This is a genomic window from Pseudomonas sp. (assembly GCF_035554175.1).
Taxonomy (GTDB): domain Bacteria; phylum Pseudomonadota; class Gammaproteobacteria; order Pseudomonadales; family Pseudomonadaceae; genus Aquipseudomonas.
Window position 1 is genome coordinate 122,267 of sequence record NZ_DATMIV010000010.1, and the last position, 14,973, is coordinate 137,239.

The 14,973-nt window shown below is 62.3% G+C and carries 15 protein-coding genes; 8 read left to right on the forward strand and 7 right to left on the reverse strand.

Going from position 1 to position 14,973, the window contains the following annotated elements:
• Positions 1-28: 28 nt before the first annotated feature.
• The 4 genes from VNV36_RS04105 to VNV36_RS04120 all read left to right on the forward strand — a co-directional run bounded on the left by VNV36_RS04105 (position 29) and on the right by VNV36_RS04120 (position 5,333).
• Positions 29-880: a CAP domain-containing protein gene (locus VNV36_RS04105; protein WP_325716493.1), complete on the forward strand. Its 852-nt coding sequence runs from the start codon at positions 29-31 to the stop codon at positions 878-880.
• Between the two features lie 119 nt (positions 881-999).
• Complete coding sequence (moaA, locus tag VNV36_RS04110) at positions 1,000-1,998, forward strand: GTP 3',8-cyclase MoaA (RefSeq protein WP_325716495.1); 999 nt, start codon at positions 1,000-1,002, stop codon at positions 1,996-1,998.
• A gap of 534 nt (positions 1,999-2,532) precedes the next feature.
• Positions 2,533-3,897, forward strand: coding sequence for a glutamine synthetase family protein (locus VNV36_RS04115; RefSeq protein WP_325716497.1), 1,365 nt, complete (start codon positions 2,533-2,535; stop codon positions 3,895-3,897).
• A gap of 152 nt (positions 3,898-4,049) precedes the next feature.
• Positions 4,050-5,333, forward strand: coding sequence for an NAD(P)/FAD-dependent oxidoreductase (locus tag VNV36_RS04120; RefSeq protein ID WP_325716499.1), 1,284 nt, complete (start codon positions 4,050-4,052; stop codon positions 5,331-5,333).
• Between the two features lie 169 nt (positions 5,334-5,502).
• On the opposite strand, the gene VNV36_RS04125 is transcribed toward VNV36_RS04120, so the two are convergent.
• The 3 genes from VNV36_RS04125 to VNV36_RS04135 are packed head-to-tail and all read right to left on the reverse strand — an operon-like array spanning position 5,503 to position 7,436.
• Positions 5,503-6,288: a DeoR/GlpR family DNA-binding transcription regulator gene (locus VNV36_RS04125; protein WP_325716501.1), complete on the reverse strand. Its 786-nt coding sequence runs from the start codon at positions 6,286-6,288 to the stop codon at positions 5,503-5,505.
• 58 nt (positions 6,289-6,346) lie between these two features.
• Positions 6,347-6,529 carry a hypothetical protein gene (locus VNV36_RS04130; RefSeq protein ID WP_325716503.1) on the reverse strand — a complete coding sequence of 61 codons (183 nt, stop codon included), beginning with the start codon at positions 6,527-6,529 and terminating at the stop codon, positions 6,347-6,349.
• A 13-nt stretch (positions 6,530-6,542) separates the two neighbouring features.
• Complete coding sequence (locus VNV36_RS04135) at positions 6,543-7,436, reverse strand: LysR family transcriptional regulator (protein ID WP_325716505.1); 894 nt, start codon at positions 7,434-7,436, stop codon at positions 6,543-6,545.
• A gap of 86 nt (positions 7,437-7,522) precedes the next feature.
• Here VNV36_RS04135 and VNV36_RS04140 point away from each other — a divergent pair, with 86 nt between their 5' ends.
• Positions 7,523-8,299, forward strand: coding sequence for an NAD(P)H-dependent oxidoreductase (locus tag VNV36_RS04140; protein ID WP_325716507.1), 777 nt, complete (start codon positions 7,523-7,525; stop codon positions 8,297-8,299).
• Between the two features lie 166 nt (positions 8,300-8,465).
• On the opposite strand, the gene VNV36_RS04145 is transcribed toward VNV36_RS04140, so the two are convergent.
• Entirely contained in the window at positions 8,466-8,984 is a 519-nt protein-coding gene (locus tag VNV36_RS04145) for a transporter suffix domain-containing protein (RefSeq protein WP_325716509.1), read from the reverse strand.
• Between the two features lie 120 nt (positions 8,985-9,104).
• Between VNV36_RS04145 and VNV36_RS04150 the strand changes: the two genes are divergently transcribed.
• From VNV36_RS04150 to VNV36_RS04160, 3 genes are read left to right on the forward strand one after another with little or no spacing between them, the layout of a single operon-like run.
• Positions 9,105-10,658 carry an efflux transporter outer membrane subunit gene (locus tag VNV36_RS04150; protein WP_325716511.1) on the forward strand — a complete coding sequence of 518 codons (1,554 nt, stop codon included), beginning with the start codon at positions 9,105-9,107 and terminating at the stop codon, positions 10,656-10,658.
• The gene (locus tag VNV36_RS04155; protein ID WP_325716513.1) at positions 10,651-11,775 is read left to right on the forward strand and encodes an HlyD family secretion protein; all 1,125 of its coding nucleotides are present in this window, start codon (positions 10,651-10,653) and stop codon (positions 11,773-11,775) included. Before VNV36_RS04150 ends, VNV36_RS04155 begins: the two co-directional genes overlap by 8 nt.
• Complete coding sequence (locus VNV36_RS04160; RefSeq protein WP_325716515.1) at positions 11,765-12,790, forward strand: DUF2955 domain-containing protein; 1,026 nt, start codon at positions 11,765-11,767, stop codon at positions 12,788-12,790. Before VNV36_RS04155 ends, VNV36_RS04160 begins: the two co-directional genes overlap by 11 nt.
• Here VNV36_RS04160 and VNV36_RS04165 read toward each other — a convergent pair.
• The 3 genes from VNV36_RS04165 to VNV36_RS04175 all read right to left on the reverse strand — a co-directional run bounded on the left by VNV36_RS04165 (position 12,775) and on the right by VNV36_RS04175 (position 14,856).
• A complete protein-coding gene (locus tag VNV36_RS04165) occupies positions 12,775-13,221 on the reverse strand; it encodes a hypothetical protein (protein ID WP_325716517.1) in 447 nt (148 codons plus the stop codon). The genes VNV36_RS04160 and VNV36_RS04165 overlap by 16 nt on opposite strands.
• Before the next feature lie 56 nt (positions 13,222-13,277).
• Positions 13,278-14,297 carry an AbrB family protein gene (locus tag VNV36_RS04170; RefSeq protein ID WP_325716519.1) on the reverse strand — a complete coding sequence of 340 codons (1,020 nt, stop codon included), beginning with the start codon at positions 14,295-14,297 and terminating at the stop codon, positions 13,278-13,280.
• Positions 14,298-14,433: 136 nt separating this feature from the next.
• Positions 14,434-14,856: an HD domain-containing protein gene (locus tag VNV36_RS04175; protein WP_325716521.1), complete on the reverse strand. Its 423-nt coding sequence runs from the start codon at positions 14,854-14,856 to the stop codon at positions 14,434-14,436.
• Positions 14,857-14,973: the final 117 nt, after the last annotated feature.

Below are 14,973 nucleotides of genomic sequence, written 5' to 3' on the forward strand. Positions count from 1 at the left end.
GGGCGCATTCAGCTCAAGGGAGATTTCCATGCGCTTCATGCCGTCCGTTTTGCGTTGTGCCGCATTGTCACTGGGGGTGATTTTCGCCACTTCGGCGCAGGCCGCCGATGAACTGCAATTGATCGAGTCGATCAACAGCTATCGCAGCCAGCCGCAACGTTGCGGCAGCCAGGCGTCGAACGAGCTGCCACCGCTGTCGGCCGACCCACGGCTGCGCCTGCCGGCCAGTGGCGCGGTCGATCTGCAACAGGCCATGGCCAGCGCCCGCTACCCGATGGTCAACGTTCAGGCGATCACCCTCAACGGCCCGCGCGATGCAGCGGCGGCGATGCAGGCGATCAAGGAAAGCTTCTGTCAGGTGGTGCTCGATCCGCAGTTTGTCGATGTCGGTGTCAGCCGCGCCGACCGCGACTGGCGCATCGTCCTCGCGCGGCCGTTGCTGACGGCGAAACTCGCCGATGCGCAAAGCGAAGGGCAAAAGCTGCTGGCGCAACTCAACAGCGCGCGCAGTCAGGCGCGCCAGTGCGGCGGCCAGTCCTTCGCGGCGGCCGCGCCGCTGGCCTGGAACGCGACCCTGGGCACGGTCGCTCAGGATCACAGCCGCGACATGGCCAACAATAACTATCTCGACCACAAGGATCGCGACGGCAGAACGCCCGGCGACCGTGCCGAACTGTCCGGTTACAGCGGGCAACTGGTCGGTGAAAACATCGCCGCCGGGCAAGACACCGTCGGCAAAGTCGTAGACGGCTGGCTCGCCAGCCCCGGCCATTGCGCCAACCTGATGAACCCGCAATACCAGGAATTGGGTGCCGCCTACGCGACCGATCCGAAAAGCAATGCCGGCATCTACTGGACGGCAATGTTCGGCGCGCCATGAACCATCATCGACGCCGTCAATCATCCGGTCAGCCGGAGTGATTGGACGGCGTGGCGAGCGCACCCTACCCTGCGCAATCTGCGCCCGATAACGGCGCTCCATATCCACGAGGCGAGCCTATGACACAGCGTGAATTGATCGATGGTCACAACCGCCGCGTGGATTATCTGCGCCTGTCGGTCACCGACCGTTGCGACTTCCGCTGCGTCTACTGCATGGCCGAGGACATGCAGTTTCTGCCGCGTCAGCAGATCCTTACGCTGGAAGAGCTGTTTCAAGTGGCGCAAAGCTTCGTCGCGCTTGGCACGCGCAAGATTCGCCTCACGGGCGGCGAGCCGCTGATTCGCCCCGGCGTGGTGCAACTCTGCGAGCAGATTGCTGCCCTGCCCGGCCTGCGTGAACTGTGCCTCACCACCAACGGCTCGCAGCTGGGCAAACTGGCCAAACCGCTGTTCGACGCCGGGGTCAAGCGTCTCAACATCAGCCTCGACAGCCTCGATGCGCAACGCTTCAAGGAGCTGACCCGCACCGGCGATCTGGCGCAGGTCATCGATGGCATCGATGCCGCCCGCGCTGCCGGTTTCTCCCGTACCAAGCTCAACTGCGTGGTGATGCAGGGGCGTAACGATCACGAGATCAACGATCTGGTCAGCTTCGCCATCGACCGTGATCTGGACATTTCCTTCATCGAGGAGATGCCGCTGGGGGCGATTGCCGAACACAGTCGTGCCGAGTCGTTCTATTCCAGCGCACAGGTGCGCGAACGCATCGCCGAACGCTTCACCCTGATCGACTCGACCGAATCGACCCAAGGGCCATCGCGCTATTGGCGTGTAGCCGAGGCGCCGAACATTCGCCTGGGCTTTATCTCGCCGCACAGCCACAACTTCTGCGGCACCTGCAATCGCGTGCGCCTGACCGTCGAAGGTCGCCTGCTGCTGTGCCTGGGCAATGAGCATTCGATGGATCTCAAAGCCGTATTGCGCGCCCATCCGGGCCACCCGGAACGCCTGGAAAACGCGATTATCGAGGCAATGAAACTCAAACCGTATCGACACAACTTCGAAGTCAACGACGACGTGCAAGTGGTGCGTTTCATGAACATGACCGGCGGCTGAGTCAACGGGTGAATGGCGCGGGCAAACGCCGCCGGCGAATCTCCCGTTTACATGCGCGCAAATTCCCCCTTACTATCCGGGCACACCGGTGGCCGGGCCTGCCCTGCTGCCGACGCTTTCCGCCAACGGAACACGCGTTATGAGTACGTCACCACAACAACCACAAGGGTTGAACGTCTCTTTTGTATGCGCCCACCGCAACAGGGGCCGCGTATGAACCGCATCGTCAATCTGCCCATGGCCCTGCGCCGTTCCAAGCTGCGTCACTCCGCACGCCCGCCGGATATCGCCTGCTGATTTCTGTCAGTCAGTGAGCCATTGTGGCGAGGGTGCTTGCTCCCGCTGGACTGCGTCGCAGTCCCCGCCTTTGAATCAACAAGCGAGAGCCGCTTCGCGCCTCAGCGGGAGCAAGCTCCCTCGCCACAGATTCTGTGTCACCTCTGACTGATATCCATTTGAAATCCCTGCCGGGACGCCCTTTACGTGTCCGGCCGAATCTGCGCGCCTGTGCGGCGCCATCGTGAGTGATTTGCCATGAAATTCGCAGCCATCGAAGACGCACGCCTGTTCCTCGAACAGAACCCCGATATCGACATGATCGAGTTGTTCATCCTCGACGCCAACGGCGTGCCGCGCGGCAAACTGTTGCATCGCGAAGAACTGCTCGCCGTGTATGAAAGCGGCCGGCCGTTGCCCAGCACCATCCTTGGCCTGACCGTGCAGGGCGAGGACGTAGAAAACTCCGGGTTGGTCTGGGACGTCGGGGACATTGACTGCCGCGCCTATCCGCTGGCTGGCAGCCTGGTGCGCCTGCCGTGGCGGCAGATACCGACGGCTGCGGTGCAGGTCAGCATGCACCCGAGCGAAGGCCTGCCGGCGAGCATCGCCGACCCGCGTCATCTACTGATCAAAGTGATCGACGGGCTCAAGGCGGAGGGTTATCACCCGGTGATGGCCTGCGAGCTGGAGTTCTATCTGCTCGATGCCAAACGCGATCACAACGGACGTCCGCAACCGGCGCTGGACGCCGACGGCGGTCGACCGCGCCATACGCAAGTCTATGGCTTGCGCGAGCTGGAGCAGATCGAGCCGTTCCTCGCCGACCTCTACGGCGCCTGCAAACTGCACGGCATCCCGGCGCGCACGGCGATTTCCGAATACGCTCCGGGCCAGGTGGAAATCACCCTCGAACACGGCGATGCACTGGCGGCGATGGATCAGGCAGTGCGCTACAAACGTCTGGTCAAAGGCGTGGCGCACCAGCACGGTATGCAAGCAACGTTCATGGCCAAGCCGTTCGACGATCTGGCCGGCACCGGCATGCACATGCATGTCAGCCTCGCCGATGGCGCTGGGCATAATCTGTTCGCCTCTGAAGACCCGGCCGGTACGCCGCTGTTGCGCACGGCGATTGGCGGCATGCTCGCATCCCTGCTCGATTCGCTGCTGTTGTTCTGCCCCAACGCCAACTCCTACCGGCGTTTTCAGGCCAACAGTTACGCACCACTGGCGCCGACCTGGGGCGTCGACAACCGCACTGTCAGCCTGCGCGTACCGGGCGGCCCCGCGCACACGCGACACATCGAACACCGCATCTGCGGCGCCGATGCCAACCCGTATCTGGCGGCAGCGGCGATCCTCGCCGGCATTCATCGCGGCATTCGTGAACAGCTCGATCCAGGCGCGCCGGTTGAGGGCAACGGTTATGCCCAGGCGAAAGAACTGTTGCCGACCGATTGGCTGACCTCGTTGCAGGCGCTGGAAAATTCCGCGTGGGCGCGGGAGGCGCTGGGGCAGGAGTTTCTCGGGGTGTATCTGGCGGTGAAACGCGCCGAGTATCGGCAGTTCATGGCCGAAGTGGGTGAGCAGGATTGGCGGTGGTATCTCACCGAGGCCTGATTCCTGGAGAACACACACCTTCTGTGGGAGCGAGCCTGCTCGCGAAGAGGCCGTGTCAGTCACCTTTATTGTGAATGACACAACGCCTTCGCGAGCAAGCTCGCTCCCACAGGAGATTGCATTTCGACTCCCATTTTCTTGTGGACGCTGCCATGACCATTCGCTGCAATTCCTACTACACCGCCACCCTCAACCAGGATACCGACTACCCGACCCTGCAAGGGAGGCACAAGGTCGATGTGGTGATCATCGGTGGTGGTTTCACCGGTGTCGCCAGCGCTGTCGAACTCGCCGAAAAAGGCTTGAAAGTCGCCATCGTCGAAAGCCACAAGATCGGCTGGGGCGCCACCGGGCGCAATGGCGGGCAAGTCACCGGCAGCCTTTCCGGTGACGGCGCGATGCGCAAACAGATGCGCGGGAAACTCGGCGATGAGATCGATGACTTCATCTGGCACCTGCGCTGGCGCGGGCATGAAATCATCCGCCAGCGCGTGGAGAAATATGCGATCCGGTGCGACCTCAAACACGGCCATCTACACGCGGCATACAAGCCGAGCCACATGACCGATCTGCGCAAGGATTACGACGAAGCCGTGCGTCGAGGCCTGGGCGATGAGGTCAGTCTGCTCGAGCGCAGCCAGGTGCGCGATCTGCTGCAAAGCGACCTCTACCATGGCGCGATCAAGAACACCCGCAACATGCACCTGCACCCGCTCAACCTGTGCATCGGCGAAGCGCGGGCGGCGCAAAGCCTTGGCGCGCTGATCTTCGAAAACAGCGAAGTGCTGGAGATCATTCACGGTGCTGCGCCCGGATTGAGAACTGCCCACGGCCAGATCGACGCGGATCAGGTAATGCTCGCCGGGGACGTCTATCACAAGCTCGAACCGGGCCAGCTCAAGGGCAAGATTTTTCCGGCCATGGGCGGCATCGTCACCACCGCGCCACTGGGCGATCTGGCCCGGCAGATCAACCCCGAGGATCTCGCCGTGTATGACTGCCGCTTCGTCCTCGATTACTACCGGCTCACCGCCGATGGTCGATTGCTGTTCGGTGGCGGCGCCAACTACAGCGGCAAGGATTCACGGGACATCGCCGCCGAACTGCGGCCGTGCATCGAACGTACGTTTCCGGCGCTCAAAGGCGTGCCGATCGACTATCAGTGGAGTTGCGCGATGGGCATCGTCATCAACCGCATCCCGCAACTGGGCAAGCTCTCGGACAACGTCTGGTATTGCCAGGGCTACTCCGGACACGGCATCGCTACCACGCACATCATGGGTGAAATCATGAGCCGGGCGATCACCGGGCAGATGGAGCAGTTCGACACCTTCGCCGCCTGCCAGCACATTCGCGTGCCAATGGGCGATCTGCTCGGCAACCCGTTGCTGGCGGCGGGGATGTGGTATTACCAGATGCTTGAAAAGATGCGCTGATCCGTTACCCGTAGGAGCTGCCGAAGGCTGCGATCTTTTGATCTTGTTTTTTGAAAATCAAAATCAAAAGATCGCAGCCTTCGGCAGCTCCTACAGGGTCATTTGTTCGCTGCACATCCCCTGTGGGAGCGAGCCTGCTCGCGAAGAGGCCTCAAACGCGACACCACAATCAATCCGGCAACTGCTCCACCGCGATGCCCAATCTCTGATAATCCTCGACACTGCCCGACCCCAGATGCCGCTCGGTGATCAACCCATGCAGGCGCGTGCACGGCGCCACCACAAACGGCTCCACCGCGCCCAGCTTGTCTGCTGTGGTCACCGCAATCACTCGCGTGGCGCTGTCGAGCATCGCCTGTTTCACCGGCACCTCATCGAAATGCAGCGAAGTGATCCCCACCTCGGGATGAATCGCACAGACCCCGGTAATCGCCAGGTCAGCCTTGATGCCCGCCAGCAGGCGCAGCGTCTCCTGACCACTGGCCGACATTGAATGTGGATTCAATTGCCCGCCGGCCAGAATCACTTTAACCCCCTTGTATTCCGACAAGGCAATTGCCGTCAGCGGCGAAGCGGTCACGGCGGTGATGCGGATCTGTGCAGGTAACGATCGCGCGACCTGCAACGTGGTCGAGCCGGAGTCGAACAGCACAATCTGCCCGTCCTCGATATGCTGCGCCGCCAATTGCGCCAGGCGCACTTTGACCTCGTCGGTCTCATCCAGGCGGGTGAAGTAGTCCTTGCCGGAATCCTTCGGCCGCGGCAACGCCCCGCCATGCACGCGCTGCACCAGCCCGGCGTTGTCCAGTTCGGCGAGGTCGCGGCGGATGGTGTCCTCGGACACAGCAAAGTGCTGACTCAGTTCGGAGGCAATGACCTTGCCATCGCGCTCAAGCAGCAAAAGTATCTTCTGCCGACGCAGGGACGGCAATTCAGTGGAGGAGTGATCGTGCATGGTTACGCCTGTTTGTGCGTGTAGTTGCAGGTTTTTCCGAGGTTAGCCAAAGCCCTCGTTAAATACAAACGCGACGGCTATCAATGCTTTCGATCATTGGAATCGACAAGGCGAATTTTTTCTTTGCATTGCGACTGTTCACAATGGCCCACTCTAAAAAGCTCAGGATGACCCGCTGATGAATCTGAATTTCGCCTTCGCCTGCATGATCGTCGTGTCGTTCGCGATTGCCCTCGGCCATGCCTGACAAGCCGTCAGACCGAGGCGAGCAATTGCTCACGCAACCATTTGTGCGCCGGATCCCGATGCACACGTTCAGCCCAGAACATCGCCATTTCGTAGCCCGGCACCTGCAACGGCGCATCGACCACTTGCAGCGCCGGGTTGCCGCGCACCAGGCGTGACGGCAGCATCGCCACCAGATCGGTGCTTGCCAGTACCGACATCGCCATCAGAAAGTGCGGCACCGACAGCACCACTTTACGCGCCAGCCCAACCTCGGCCAGCGCCTTGTCGGTCACCCCGAAGAAGCCCCCGCCCTCGCGCGACACCAGCACCTGTTCCAGTGCGCAGAACTGCTCGCGGCTGGGCGCACGGGACAACCCCGGATGGCCGATGCGCCCGGCCAACACGTAGCGTTCGCTGAACAACGGTCGCCGATGCAACTCCGGCGGCGCGTCTTCGCTGATGTGCAGGGCCAGATCGAACACGCCTTGTTCGGCTTGCCTGACCATTTGCGCCGGCGTCAGGTCGATGATCGCCAGACGCGTGCCCGGTGCCTGCTCGCGCAACCCGCTCAGCGCCGGCAGCACGACGGTGGATTCACCGTAATCGGTCGCGGCGATTTTCCAGCTGTGCGTCGCCTGCGCAGGGTCAAACGCGCTGGCCGGCGCCACCGCCCTTTCCAATGCCTCCAGTGCTTCACGCAACGGCTCGCGCAGCTCATCGGCACGGGCCGTCGGGCGCATGCCTCTCGGCCCGGGCAACAGCAACGGATCGCCAAAGATTTCGCGCAACCGGGCCAGGTGCACGCTCACCGACGGTTGCGACAGGTGCAGGCGCTGGGCCGCGCGGGTCACGTTGTGTTCGGCGAGCAACACGTCCAGGGTCAACAGCAGATTGATATCCAGGCGCCTCAAATTATTCATGGCTATACCAGACATATCAGACATTCATTTCCAATATACCGGGCGAGCGCCGATCCTGCAGTCATTCAACCCACGGAGCTTGCACCATGAACGTACTACTGGTTTACGCCCATCCTGAATCGACTTCGCTCAACGGCTCGCTGCGCGACTTCACTGTCCAGCGCCTGCAGGCCGCCGGGCACAGCGTGCAGGTTTGCGACCTCTACGCAATGAACTGGAAGCCCGTACTCGACGCCGACGACGCGCCGCAGCGCGATCAATCGCAACCGTTCCATGCCTCGCTCGACTCGAAACGCGCCTACGCCGACGGCACCCAGGCTGCCGACATCGCTCGCGAGCAAGAGAAACTGCTTTGGGCCGACGCGCTGATTCTGCAATTCCCGATGTGGTGGTTCAGCATGCCGGCGATTCTCAAAGGCTGGTTCGATCGCGTCTACGCCTACGGCTTTGCCTACGGCGTCGGCGAACACTCCGACAGCCGCTGGGGCGAGCGCTATGGCGAAGGCAGAATGAAGGGCAAACGGGCCATGCTGCTGGTCACCACCGGCGGTTGGGAATCGCACTACAGCCCACGCGGCATCAATGGGCCGATGGACGACCTGCTGTTCCCGATTCAGCACGGAATTCTGTATTACCCGGGGTTTGAAGTGGTGCCACCGTTCCTGATCTATCGCACCAGCAAGATGGACGCGGCCCGGTACGCTGAAACAACGGATGCATTGGGCCGGCGCCTGGATGAGTTGTGGAGCACCCGGCCAATTGCGTTTCGGCAACAGAATGCCGGGGATTACGAGATTCCGGCGTTGACGCTCAAAGATGATGTCGCGCCGGATCTCCAAGGATTTGCTGCACACATCATCTAATGCACTGCACAAACCTGTGGCGAGGGAGCTTGCTCCCGCTCGGCGGCGAAGCCGTCGTAAACCCTGGCAACCCGGTCGCATCAGAATGCCTCGGTCGTCAGGTTTGGGTCTGCTGCGCAGCCCAGCGGGAGCAAGCTCCCTCGCCACAATGGATTTCAATTCACCATCAGGTCGATACCACCTTCGCCTTCCGCACAAACAACGCATGGGCCTTGTCCCAGAAATTGCCGCCCAGCACAAAGAAGCTGCTGATAAACATCAGATCCCCCAGCAGTTGCAGCTGCCACAGATTAGGCCGCAACCCTGGCCAGAAGTTATCGATATACGGTTCCAGAAAAGACGTCAGCAACGGCAGGCAAAACATCACCACACCCACTCGGTGCCGTAGCGGTGAGACTTCGGCCACGGGCGTCGGAAGCATCCCCGAGACATGCCGGCCGATCGTGCGCTTGAGCTCGGCAAACCCGGCTTTGCCCATCACCGCAATCACCAGCAGCAACAACACCTTGTTGCTGATGAACAGCACCCCGGTCAACGCCGCAACCTTCGGGCCGGGCACGTCGAGGGCGGCCGCCAGCGGCACCATCAGCCACGAGCCGAGCATCAGGCAAATGATCGCCACGCCAACCTTGAAGCGCCAGGTAGCAGGCGTCGGCGGTGTGAGCGGTTCTTGGGCAGTATCCATGTTTTCGTTCCTGTGAAGGTGAAGGTCAAGTGCCTCAGAAGCGTAGCAGCAGATTTGCCCGAACAAGCTGCAATCCGCCGTCTATGCTCCACTGATATTCGCGGGTCAGGAACCTACGCAATGCCTCTAACAACCGCCCTGCTGACGCGGCCCGGTCACCTGCTTTTACTCGGTGCGTTGAGCTTCAGTGGTTGCGTGCGATTGGGGCCGGATTTCCAGCCGCCGGCCGAGGCCTGGAGCAAGCAGTGGAACAGCGCGGCGCTGGAGCAGGCGAGCGCGCGCGCGGCCCAACCGGATGTACGCCAGTGGTGGCAGGTGTTCGCCGACCCCGTGCTCGACCGTCTGATCGCCGAGGCTGAGGCGCATAACAGCAGCCTGAAAATCGCCGCGCTGCGGGTGCTCGAAGCCCGCGCCCAACTGGGCATCGCCGAGAGCGGTCGTTACCCGCAACTGCAACAGCTCGGCGTCGACAGCTTCCATGTCGACCGCGACCAGTCCGGCGGCAACAATCCGCAGGATCTGCACTTCTGGCAACACAGCGCGGCGTTCGATGTCGGTTGGGAACTGGATTTCTGGGGGCGCTTCAGCCGTGCCATCGAAGCCTCCGATGCGCAATATTTCGCTGCCCAGGCCAACTACGAAGACGCTCTCGTGCTGCTGCGTGCGCAGGTCGCCGACAGCTATTTTTCCCTGCGCACCACCGAAGCGCGGCTACGAGTCGCTCGGGAAAACGCCGTCCAGCAAAAACGCAATTTCGACATCACCGAAAAACTGTTCAACAGCGGCCAGTCTGCCGAACTCGATCTGCAGCAGGCAAAAACCCAATACCTCGGCACGTTGAGCAGCATCCCGGCGTTCGAAGATCAACTGCTGCGCACGCGCAACGCTCTGGCGGTGCTGGTCGGCCAGCCGCCCGGTGGCGCGGCGTTGCTGGCCGAACAAACCGGACTCATTCCATTAGTGGATCGTGCTGTGTTGCAAGACGTCCCGGCCAGTCTGCTGCTGCGGCGTCCGGACGTGCGCGCGGCGGAACTGAATGTCGCCGCCCAATCGGCGCTGGTCGGCGTCGCCGAGACCGATCTGTACCCGTCGCTGACCTTGCTTGGCAGCATCGTCTGGTCCAGCGACACACTCAGCGCCACCCCGCGCAGCCTCGACCTCATCGGCGGCCCGAGCCTGCGCTGGAACATCTTTGACTACGGCCGTATCCGCAACAACGTGCGGGTGCAGGATGCGCGCTTGCAGCAACTGATCGAAGCGTATCGCGACAAGGTGCGCCAGGCAGCTCGCGAAGCGGATGACGCCGCCAGCGGCATGAGCAAGGCGCTGGAGCGCGAGCGTATTCTGCGTGACGCTGAAGGTGCAGCGCGGCGCTCGCTGGTGCTGGCCAACACGCAATACCGCGAAGGCTATTCGGATTTTCAACGGGTGCTCGATGCGCAACGGGCGCTGCTGGAGTTGCAGGACAACTATCTGGTCAGTCGCAGCAATGCAGTGAGCAATCTCATCGCCCTGTACAAAGCTCTTGGCGGCGGCTGGCAGAGCAACGCGCCGCTGATCGATGAACCGACTCGGCAACAGATGCAGCAACGTACCGATTGGGCGGATTTGCTCAGCGCGCCGCCCGCCCGACCGGCGTATCCCCTTCCCTCGCAGGTAAGCCGCCATGACTGACAACGCGACGCCCGCCCCGCCCTCCGCGCCCGTCCAATCCGATTCGGCGAAGAAAGGCATTCGCTGGGTTCTTTTGGGGATTGTGCTGAGCCTGGCCTGGTATCTGCTCGCCGACCGCTACACGCCCTACACCCAGCAGGCGCGGGTCGGTGCGTTCGTGATTCCGGTGGCCGCCGAAGTGGCAGGACGGGTGATCCGCGTCAACGTGCGCAACAACCAGGACGTCAAGGCTGGCCAGGTGCTTTTCGAACTGGATCCGCAGCCGCTGCAAATCGCTGTGGATCGCGCCAGAGCTGACCTGGAATCGACCCGCCGTCAGGTCGGCGCCAGCACCGCCGGGATCGCTTCGGCGCAGGCATCGTTGAGGGCCGCGCAAGCCAATGAGCTCAAGGCACGCCAAGACAATCAGCGCCTCGAAGGCTTGTACCGACAGGATCCCGGCACGGTCTCCGTACGGCTGTTGGAAGTGTCCCGCGCCAACCGCGAACAAGCCGTCGCCCAAGTCGCCGCGGCCCGCGCCGAAGTGCAGCGCGCGCAAGAACAGGAAGGCGGCAGCACCGACACCAACGCCCAGCTGCGCAGCGCCGCCTCGGTACTGGCCAAAGCCGAACTGGATCTGGCCAACACCCGCATCGGTGCGCGCTCGGCCGGTCTGATTACCGACCTGCGCACCGACGTTGGCCAGTTCACCGCCGCTGGCAGCCCGGTGATGACCTTGATCGCGATCCACGACGTATGGATCAGCGCCGATCTCACGGAAAACAATCTCGGCCGCGTACAACCCGGAACACCGGTCGCTATCGTCCTCGATGCGTTACCCGGCGAAGTCCTCGACGGTCGCGTACGCAGCGTCGGCTACGGTGTCAGCGTCGGCCAGCCTCCGGCGCCCGGTACCCTGCCGAGCATCCAGAACAGCCGCGACTGGCTGCGTCCGGCGCAACGTTTCCCGGTGATCGTCGAGTTCACCGAAGAGGCGAAGAAGCGCCTGATCGACAGCCGCGCGATCCGTGCCGGCGGGCAGGCTGAACTCATGGCTTTCCCCAGCGAAGGCAATCCACTCAACCCGTTGGGGCGATTGTTTGTCGGGTTGATGAGCTGGCTGTCGTATGCCTACTGAGCGCAGCGTCCCGGCGCAACGGGCCTTGCGCCTGGCGTTCGGCACAGCGCTGTGCACCGCCGCCAGTTATGCATTGGCATTGCCACTGGCGTTCATCTCGCCGGTGCTGGCGGTGTTGCTGCTAGCCAGTCTGCCCCGGGCATTACCGCTCAAAGGCGCGCTGGTGCTGGCGCTGGTCGCCGCATTGACCACCAGCATCGGCCTGCTGCTGGTGCCGTTGCTGCGCTACTACCCGCTGAGTGGCGTGCTGTTGATCGGCCTCGGTCTGTTTGTGGTGTTTCGCTTTGGCCTGCGGGGCGGTAATCCGTTGATCATGACGTTTCTGGTGATCGGCATGACCATGATCTCCGCCGCCGGTTTTGCCGAATTCGATCTGGCGATGGCGGTGATTGGCGCGCTGGTCAAAGGCCTGTTGCTGGCGGTGGCCGTGGTCGGCATCAGTCACGTGCTGTTTGCGGAGCGCCCCGACAGCCCCGCGCCCCCCAAACCACCTGCCATGCCTGCCGACGAAGTCCCGCGCGTGGCCCTGCGTGCCACGCTGATCGTGCTGCCAACGTTCTTGCTGGCCTTGAGCGACCCGGCCAGCTTTACGCCGATCATCCTCAAGGCTGTCAGCCTCGGCCAGCAAAGCTCCACCACCCATACCCATCACGCCGGACGCGAACTGCTCGGGTCAACCCTGCTCGCCGGGGTGTTGGCCGTGTTGCTCTGGTGTGGCTTGAGCCTGTTCGTGCACCTGTGGATGTTCTTTCTGTGGACGCTGCTGTTCGGCCTGTGCCTGGCACGCAAGCTCTATCGCCTCAGCCCGACACGCTTCAGCCCGGGCTTTTGGCTCAATACCCTGATTACAATGATCATCCTGCTCGGCCAGTCCGTGCAGGACAGCGAAGCGGGCAAGGACGTCTACACCGCGTTCGCCGTGCGCATGGGCCTGTTCATTCTGGTGACGCTCTACGGCACGTTGATGATGCACCTGCTTGCGGCGCACCCGCCGAAACCTCAAGGCGCGAGCTGATAGCCGCGGCCCTGCAGGCAACCCGCGTAGGCACTGGAACTGGCCGCCGCATCGGTCTTGCTTTGCGCACGTCGTTCCTGGCGCTGCCGTGCGCCGCCCACTACCGCGCCGGCGGCGGCAGTCTGCCGGGCACGGTTCTGCCGGTAATCCTGCTTGCGATCGTCATCGACGTTTTCATAGACATCGTCGTACTGACGACCGCGCACTTCTGCACCGGCCGCCCCTGCCGCGGCACCGACGGCGGCGCCCTTCAGGCGTCCGCCGGTCTGCGGGGTCGATGTGCCGGAACTCGAAGCGATGGAGTGGCAGTCATTGATATCGATCTGGGTTTGTTGCGAGGACTGGCCTTTGAGCGGGACGACGGATTCGGCGCTGGCCTGAGCCATGAATAAGGCGCCGATCAAGAGCGGGATGCACGTTATGTGATTCATGATTACCTCCGTCGAGCCTGGATTGGCGGTGGTGCGGGGTAATCATGGAGTGTAGTTCAGCTTTGCGCTCGCACTCGCCGCACCTGCACCAACAACGCCGGCGCGAAATGCAGCAGCACCATCCGGCTCAAATGATGCGTCAGGATGAACACCACATTCAGCCCGCCACCGAACGCGACAATCGCAATCGTTTCAATCGCCCCCGGCATATACGCCAGCCACAGCGACAGCGGATCGCTGCCCAGCGAGCGCGCCGCTACTTCGGCAAATACCGCCGCAACCACGACCATCAAACCGACCGACACCAACGCCGTGCGACCGTGTCGCGCCAATTCAGCGAAGCCGAGCCCCTGAAACCGTGAACCGATCCGTACCCCAAGAATCAGCGCCGCCAGGTTCAGGCTCCATTCGGGCATATGAAAGCCGTGCAGCCATCCTGTTTTCACAAACACCGCGGTGATGATGATCGCGGTGAGCATGAACGGCGCCGGGACGCCAATCAGCAGCAGCAAGCGCCCGAGCACTATGCTCAACGCGATGACCGACAGCGCAGTCAACGCCATGCCGGTGGTCAATGGATCGCTGGTGACCACGGCCACCGCTGCTTGCCCGGGGATGAGCACACTGACCAGAAGGGTGATCAGCAGCAGGCGCGTCAAGTGGACGATGATGACTTTGCTCGAAGCTTTTTCCGACTCAAGCAGATCGAACACCGCTGCCAGCGCGCCGGGATAGACCGCCAGCAGTGCGTCGGTGCGGTTCCAGCCGGCGCCGCGCATCAGCCACCAGCCAGCGAGGGCGATTTGTACGGTCAGGCAAACGAGCAACACGCCGAGGCTGGGCAACATCGTCGAGGCCGTCGCACTGTCCCACGCTTCGAACATCAGCCCGGTGGCGATGCCCAGCGTGACCTGAATGTAGCCCAGCCCATACGGGGTGGCCGGGGCAATGCCGGTGTTACTGGCAAATAAAGCAGTTACTGCAATGGAGCCCAACAACAAGCCGTGGGGTACTCCCTCAAACTGTAACAACGCGCCGAAACCTGCAGCAATCAACACACACAAAATGGATTTCATAGTTCGCCTTCCTGGCTATCCAACTGACACACCACGGTCCCCTGTAGGAGCTGCCGAAGGCTGCGATCTTTTGACTTTGTTTTTCAAGATCAAAAGATCGCAGCCTTCGGCAGCTCCTACAGGGGGATTGGCATTTCTATGCGCGAAGCCGCGCAATCGCCCGCCGATACTTCTCGATCCGCTCCAGATCCTCCCAGCTCGGCGAGGCAATCCGCGAAAGATCGCTGTTCTCTTCCAGATCCGCCAGTTTGACCGCTCGGCCGATCGGATTCTGCGCGGCACGATCGACGAAATCCTCGTAGGACTCGCCAGGCACCTTGGTCACCGCGGCAATCGCCGTCAGCACCTCTTCGCTGAAACCTTCCCGGCGCAAATCATCGAGGCTCACGCCGCAATCCTCGACCACGTCGTGCAGCACAGCAACGATGCGTTCTTCCAAGGTGCTCATGCGCAACATGACTTTCAGCGGATGCAAAATGTACGGCGCGCCGCCCTTGTCCACCTGCCCGGTGTGGGCCATGGCGGCAATGGCGATGGCGCGTTCGAGGGATTGAGCCATGGCAATCTCCGTGGTTTCAGGGGTCGTAGGGCTGATCTCAAGCATGGCGACGTTCCAGTCCTTGGGCGCTGAATGTTTCTGATTGTTGCGCAGTGTACGCGAAGATCGCCCGGCGCA

Coding starts and splice junctions, on each gene's coding strand:
- VNV36_RS04125 (WP_325716501.1), bottom strand. CDS start 6,288: ATGCACGATCACTCCTCCACTGAATTGCCGTCCCTGCGTCGGCAGAAG.
- VNV36_RS04145 (WP_325716509.1), bottom strand. CDS start 8,984: ATGGATACTGCCCAAGAACCGCTCACACCGCCGACGCCTGCTACCTGG.
- VNV36_RS04130 (WP_325716503.1), bottom strand. CDS start 6,529: ATGGCCGAGGGCAATCGCGAACGACACGACGATCATGCAGGCGAAGGC.
- VNV36_RS04140 (WP_325716507.1), top strand. CDS start 7,523: ATGAACGTACTACTGGTTTACGCCCATCCTGAATCGACTTCGCTCAAC.
- VNV36_RS04150 (WP_325716511.1), top strand. CDS start 9,105: ATGCCTCTAACAACCGCCCTGCTGACGCGGCCCGGTCACCTGCTTTTA.
- VNV36_RS04120 (WP_325716499.1), top strand. CDS start 4,050: ATGACCATTCGCTGCAATTCCTACTACACCGCCACCCTCAACCAGGAT.
- VNV36_RS04115 (WP_325716497.1), top strand. CDS start 2,533: ATGAAATTCGCAGCCATCGAAGACGCACGCCTGTTCCTCGAACAGAAC.
- VNV36_RS04135 (WP_325716505.1), bottom strand. CDS start 7,436: ATGAATAATTTGAGGCGCCTGGATATCAATCTGCTGTTGACCCTGGAC.
- VNV36_RS04105 (WP_325716493.1), top strand. CDS start 29: ATGCGCTTCATGCCGTCCGTTTTGCGTTGTGCCGCATTGTCACTGGGG.
- VNV36_RS04175 (WP_325716521.1), bottom strand. CDS start 14,856: ATGGCTCAATCCCTCGAACGCGCCATCGCCATTGCCGCCATGGCCCAC.
- VNV36_RS04165 (WP_325716517.1), bottom strand. CDS start 13,221: ATGAATCACATAACGTGCATCCCGCTCTTGATCGGCGCCTTATTCATG.
- moaA (WP_325716495.1), top strand. CDS start 1,000: ATGACACAGCGTGAATTGATCGATGGTCACAACCGCCGCGTGGATTAT.
- VNV36_RS04170 (WP_325716519.1), bottom strand. CDS start 14,297: ATGAAATCCATTTTGTGTGTGTTGATTGCTGCAGGTTTCGGCGCGTTG.
- VNV36_RS04160 (WP_325716515.1), top strand. CDS start 11,765: ATGCCTACTGAGCGCAGCGTCCCGGCGCAACGGGCCTTGCGCCTGGCG.
- VNV36_RS04155 (WP_325716513.1), top strand. CDS start 10,651: ATGACTGACAACGCGACGCCCGCCCCGCCCTCCGCGCCCGTCCAATCC.